Genomic DNA, 5,487 nt, shown 5'->3' on the forward strand with positions numbered 1-5,487 from the left:
GTTTCCTTTGCTGGTTTCGCTTTTGTATCCGGAGATACTCAAATTCTTTTCAAGGGTGATTCCCCCAAAACCTTCGTCTTGGGTTCCTCGTTTCTCTTCTCTCGTTGTTCATTTTTCAAGGTGCTGTGCCGTCCAAATTGTGGATGTCACGCACGGGACAGCTTTGTTATAATACCATAGAACAACGGGGATGTCAACTGGTTTGTCAAAGTTTTTTTCAAAAATCGCAAATTTCCCGTAAAAGCCCCTGCGCGGCCTCTTCCCGCGCCCCTTCTTCCTCCCGCGCACGCATATTCCGGCCCGCGGCGCACATACTGCAACTAACCGCGGCGCGGACGTTTTCCGTGCCTGCAAGGAGGTTTTCATCATGTCGAAAGAACACGGCGCCGATGCGCGGCCGGTGCTGCTCATCCGCACCATCTCGTTTTCCTTCGCCCTTTTGCTGCTGATCGCCCTGGGGGTCTTCGCCGCGCGCATGTGGCAGACGACCGACGTCCTCTCCAAACAGGGCTCGCGCGGCAACGAGGTGCGCCAGATCCAGCAGAAGCTCAAAAACTGGGGCTATTATTTCGGCGAGGTCGACGGCATTTTCGGTGTGCAGACGAAAAAGGCGGTCATGGACTTCCAACGGAAAAACGGCCTTGCCGTCGACGGGATCGCGGGCAATGCGACCCTCCGGGCCATGGGGATCTACAGCTCCCAGCAGACAAGCGGCAGCGGCGGCTATTCGGACAGCGACATCGCGCTGCTGGCCAATATTATTTCGGCCGAGGCGCGGGGCGAACCGTTTGAAGGGCAGGTCGCCGTGGGCGCGGTGGTGCTCAACCGGGTGGAGCACCCCTCCTTCCCCGATACCCTCCCGGGCGTCGTCTACCAGCCGGGCGCCTTCACCGCGATCACCGACGGGCAGATCAACGTGGCGGTCGCCGAATCGGCGCGCAAGGCCGCGCGCGAGGCGCTGGCGGGGTCCGACCCGTCGGGCGGCGCGCTCTACTATTATAATCCCGACAAGACCTCCAACAAGTGGATCCGTACCCGGCCGGTGATCAAACGGATCGGCGCCCACCTGTTCTGCAGCTGATTCAGTATATTTCATTGTCGGTATTACTGATTGTATTTCATTATTTGCGGCAGGGGATGTTTTTTCCCTGCCGTTTCCATTATAATATAGGTATCGCTTTTCCTGCGGCGGGTTCTGCCGCCGGAAAAAAATCTGTTTGCTCAGGCTTTTTGCCAAAAGCCGGGATGGAGTCCGCCCATGGTTCAAAAGAAACCCGACCTGCAAATCCTCACGGTGTGGCGCATCCGCCTGCTCCTCGTGGCGCTTGTGCCCTCCTTTTTTTCCGCCTTCTTCGCGCCCCGCATCAACTGGGTGTGGTGGCTTTTTACCGCTGCCTGGATGGCGGCTTTTCTCTATTTCTACATATTCTATTATCCCATCAAATACCGCAAGCTCTCCTATGGCTTCAACCGCCGCTGCCTGCTCATCCACTGCGGCGTCATCTATACGCGTGTAAAGGCGGTTCCCTTAACAAGCATCCAGTACGCGACCGTCGCCTCCTCCCCGCTCGAGCGGCTCTTCGGGGTCTGCTCCCTCTTTGTCTATGCGGCGGGCAGCTCGGTCTACATCCCCGGCCTGCCGCCGGCGGACGCCGACCGCCTGCAAGCCTTCCTCACCCCCGCCGACGAGGAAGGAGGCCCCCCCGATGCGTAAGGCCGCCTCCGTCCACGCCCATCCCTTTTCGATGCTGACCTTTCTCTACCGCTTCCTCTTCCTCCTGATCATCCCGCTGGCGCGCGGGTTCCTCTCCGCGCTGACGGGCGACCTGCTTTCGTGGATTTCGGGCGCGTGGATGGACATCCTGACCGTTCTGCTGATCTTCTTGCTCGCCTGGAAAAAGTGGGATTGTTTCAAATACTATATGGATGAATGTGGTGTATTTTATACTTCTGGTATATTTTTTAAGCGTGAAACCTTCATTCCCGTCGACCGGATCTGTACCTGCGCGGTGATGCGTCCCTTCTGGCTGCGGCCGCTGAAGGTCGCGCGCCTGCGGGTGGACACGATCGCCCGCGGCGCCAACAAGGCCGACGTCTCCTTCTATGTTGGAGAGCGCGAGGCCGCGCGGATTTTGTCCCTCTGCCGGGGCGTTCCGGAGGAATCCGCCGACGAGGTCCACGCCGCCTACCGCCCCCGGATCTCCGGCGTCGTGTTCCTCTCCCTCTTTACCTCCAACTCCTTCCTCGGCATTGTGTTTATCTCGACCTTTATCTCCCAGGCGGGCCAGATCCTCGGGCAGGAGCTGGCCGACCTGATGCTGGCCACCTTTGAGGAGCTCTCCCGCCGTGTCGCGTTCGGACTTCCGCCCATCGCGGCGGGCGTCGCGATCGCGCTGCTCGTCGGATGGCTCGCCGCATTCCTGCTCAACCTGCTGCAAACCAAGAATCTCTGCACCCTCCGCGTCGGGGACTCCCTCCACGTCAGCGGCGGCGTGCTTGTGGAAAAGGAATATTTCCTGCGCGCCCGCGACATCAGCTTCGTCGACATCCGGCAGAGCCTTTTGACCCGCCTGCTCGGGCGCTATTCGGTCTTCCTCAACGCGATCGGCTTCAATAAGGACAAATCGGACATCTCGGCCGTCATTCCCTTTTCCAGCCGCGGAAAGACCCGCGAACACCTCTCCCGCCTGCTACCCGAGTACACCGTTTCCGAACGTACCCTCAAACCCAACCTCGGGGCCATCTTCAAGTTCCTGATCGATCCCTTCTGGCCCTGCGTGCTGATTCCCGCCGGCACGGTCGTCGCCTGCTGGCTGCTGCCCAAGTGGACGGGTCTGATCGGATTCGCCGGGTTCATGCTCTCCCTGCCCGCTCTCTGGTTTTTGGGCGTCCGGATTCTGGATTTTCTCTCTTCGGGCGTTTCCCGTGACGGAGATTGTTATACTCTTCGTTATTCTAACCGGTATTATCTACACACCGTTGTATTTCCATTCGATAAAATCGCGCTTGTCAACGTCCGGCAGAGCATCCTCCAGCGCGGCGACCGCAAATGCGACCTGAAGGTCTCCACCCGCGCGGAGGGGCGGTTCCGCCATCACATCCGCAATCTCGACTGGGACGGGGTGGTCGCGCTCTTCGACGCCGGGGACGAGGCGCCGTCAAAAACATAACAACCGGACGATGTGTGCGGCGCTTCACGCCGCACACATTTTTTTCTCACAAAATTTATGCATGCCGCCGATATTTCTTTTTATTAAGTGCCCTATATGTGGGGATACTGCACAGAGATTATACATTTGTGTCGCATTGACTTTGTCCAATTTCTCCCTTATACTGGGGACAGAGACCGATCATAAGGAGGGATTTTTGTGAAGCAACTGTTAAAGCTGTCCCTGGCAATGCTGTTGGCCTGCGTGCTGTCACTCGGCTCGCTGACGGCCGCCTTTGCGGAAGCCCCGGCGGAACAGGAGCCCCCGGCCGCGGCCGGGACGGCGGAGCCCATAGACACGCCGCTATCCGAAACGGACAAGCCGGCGGCACCCCCGGCCGGAGATCCGGAGCCTCCCGAAACACCGCCGGCGGAGCCGCAGCCGGGCGAGCCGGAGCCCGCCGGCCCGGAAGCCCCTGAAAAAGCCGATCCGGACCTGCCCGAGGGTTCCGGAGAGGAGTCCGACGCGGATCCAGAGGACCCGCAGGAACCCGGGGAACTCCCTGTCACGGCCAATGCGCTTGCCGCACCCGTCCCGGTAAATGCCCCCGAGGCCGAAGAGGCCGAGATCCGGTCCGTCACCGTTTCCCCCGAACACATCGAAAACGGCGGCACGGTCACGGTCACCGTCGAGATGTACTATCCGCGGGAGCGAATGGATAATCGGGTCGTCTATGTGGATTTCATGCGCACGGAGGACAATCCCCTGCGTGAATTTGATACAAAGTGTTACCGGCAGGAAGAGCCCGGGTCGGCTGCGGATCATCTTTACCACTTTGTCGGGACGATCGATGTCAAATCCTATGCCTCTTCCGGCACATACAGGCTGGAATATGTGGACGATTGGGTGAACGATCAGTATTATTGCAGCGAACGCTATAGGAAATATTACCATGCCTATTCCTCCACCCTCCCCATTCCTTCGGGATGGCAGGCGTCCTTTACCGTGGATAACAAGTTCAGCGCCGACACCGCCCCTGTCTTAAAGGCCATTGAGGTAGACCCTTCTGTTGTGACACTCGTCGACGCATCCGGGACTGCCGAAGTCCGCCTCAATATAGAATCCGAGGGCCTTGCCGATCTCGATTATGTCGACGGCGCGTTTGCTAATTTTAAGTATCCAGATAAACAGATTGACTTTGGTATTTCCGACTTTTCTTCTCAACCGGATGATAACGGATTTTACACCGCCACGTTTACCATCCCAAAGCACGCATCCGCGGGAAATTATCAGCTGGCCTATTTGTCAATTGAAGACAGCAACGATAACTGCCGGGTCTATTATGCAGAGCCGTACGCGGAGGATTACGAAAATGAGAACGGCGCCGAGAAGATCACCGGCGACCTGGGGGAAGCCGTCTTTGAGGTCGTTAATCCGCAGGCGGATAATACCCCGCCAATCATTGAAGAAATCTCCATTGAGCCCCAGGAAATCCCTCTCGGTCAGGCGGACAGCATCATCTTAACGCTCAAGATATCCGATGGAGACGGTTCTGGTTTCGACCCTCGTTCACCGGAGGACAGCATCGCATTGCGGGAGCCCGATAACTGGGACGGACCGCGCGTCCGCGCATCATATATCCAGGATGAGACTAGTCCTTCCGGTACCTATCGCTACTCCATCCCCCTTCGTTATGAAAATGTTGTAAGAAATACTACGTATTATGTAAAATACGTATATTTGGAGGATTACGCCGGCAATGAGGTGCGGTATTGGAATAAAAGATTTAACGGCGGCGACCCTGCCGACCCCGTGCTTCCCGACGTTACACTGACTGTCGGGAAGGGTACCACAGACCCCTGGCTCCCGGACGATGATAATGCCAACCCTCTGGTATGGTACGGAAGAGCTGCGCTGAAATTCCCCGGCGAGGTACCCGAGAGCTTCAAGGCGCAAAAAATGAGTACCGATCGAATGGGTGCGATTGCCACCAAATACAACAGTTCCGGGGACGCCCGGCTCTGGTTTTATGATTTTAAAGGCAACCCCGCGATTCCCGGTGATCCGGCTGCCCTGACCTTAGGTATCGAGCGGTACATGCCATCTATAGATTGCTACATCTATTCGGTCGGCGGCAACAACACCCTGACGGATATCACAAGCAACTTTACCTATGTAACGGAAAGTGATATCCACGACCGTCCCGGCTGGGCAGCCTCCGTTTCTTCCCTCGGCGCCTATGTCATCTCCGACAAAAAGCTCGTCGCGTCCTCCGGTGGTAATACCGGCGGAGGAGGCGGCGGCGGTGGCGGCGGTCACCACGGTGGCGGTGGTGGCG

General features: G+C 57.9%; 3 protein-coding genes and 1 pseudogene. All 4 read left to right on the top strand.

Annotated features, from left to right (window positions below):
- The first annotated feature begins 367 nt into the window (after positions 1-367).
- The gene (gene sleB / locus C1A13_RS00130; RefSeq protein WP_101547940.1) at positions 368-1,081 is read left to right on the top strand and encodes a spore cortex-lytic enzyme; all 714 of its coding nucleotides are present in this window, start codon (positions 368-370) and stop codon (positions 1,079-1,081) included.
- A gap of 177 nt (positions 1,082-1,258) precedes the next feature.
- Positions 1,259-1,714 (top strand): PH domain-containing protein, encoded by a 456-nt coding sequence (locus C1A13_RS00135; RefSeq protein WP_101547942.1) that lies wholly within the window; start codon positions 1,259-1,261, stop codon positions 1,712-1,714.
- Entirely contained in the window at positions 1,707-3,170 is a 1,464-nt protein-coding gene (locus C1A13_RS00140) for a PH domain-containing protein (protein WP_172439097.1), read from the top strand. The genes C1A13_RS00135 and C1A13_RS00140 overlap by 8 nt, the downstream gene beginning before the upstream one ends.
- A 198-nt stretch (positions 3,171-3,368) precedes the next feature.
- Positions 3,369-5,487 (top strand): annotated as a pseudogene (locus C1A13_RS00145) (hypothetical protein); the annotation flags it as partial.

The sequence above is a fragment of the Anaerotruncus massiliensis (ex Togo et al. 2026) genome, assembly GCF_900199635.1.
Lineage (GTDB): Bacteria > Bacillota > Clostridia > Oscillospirales > Ruminococcaceae > Anaerotruncus > Anaerotruncus massiliensis.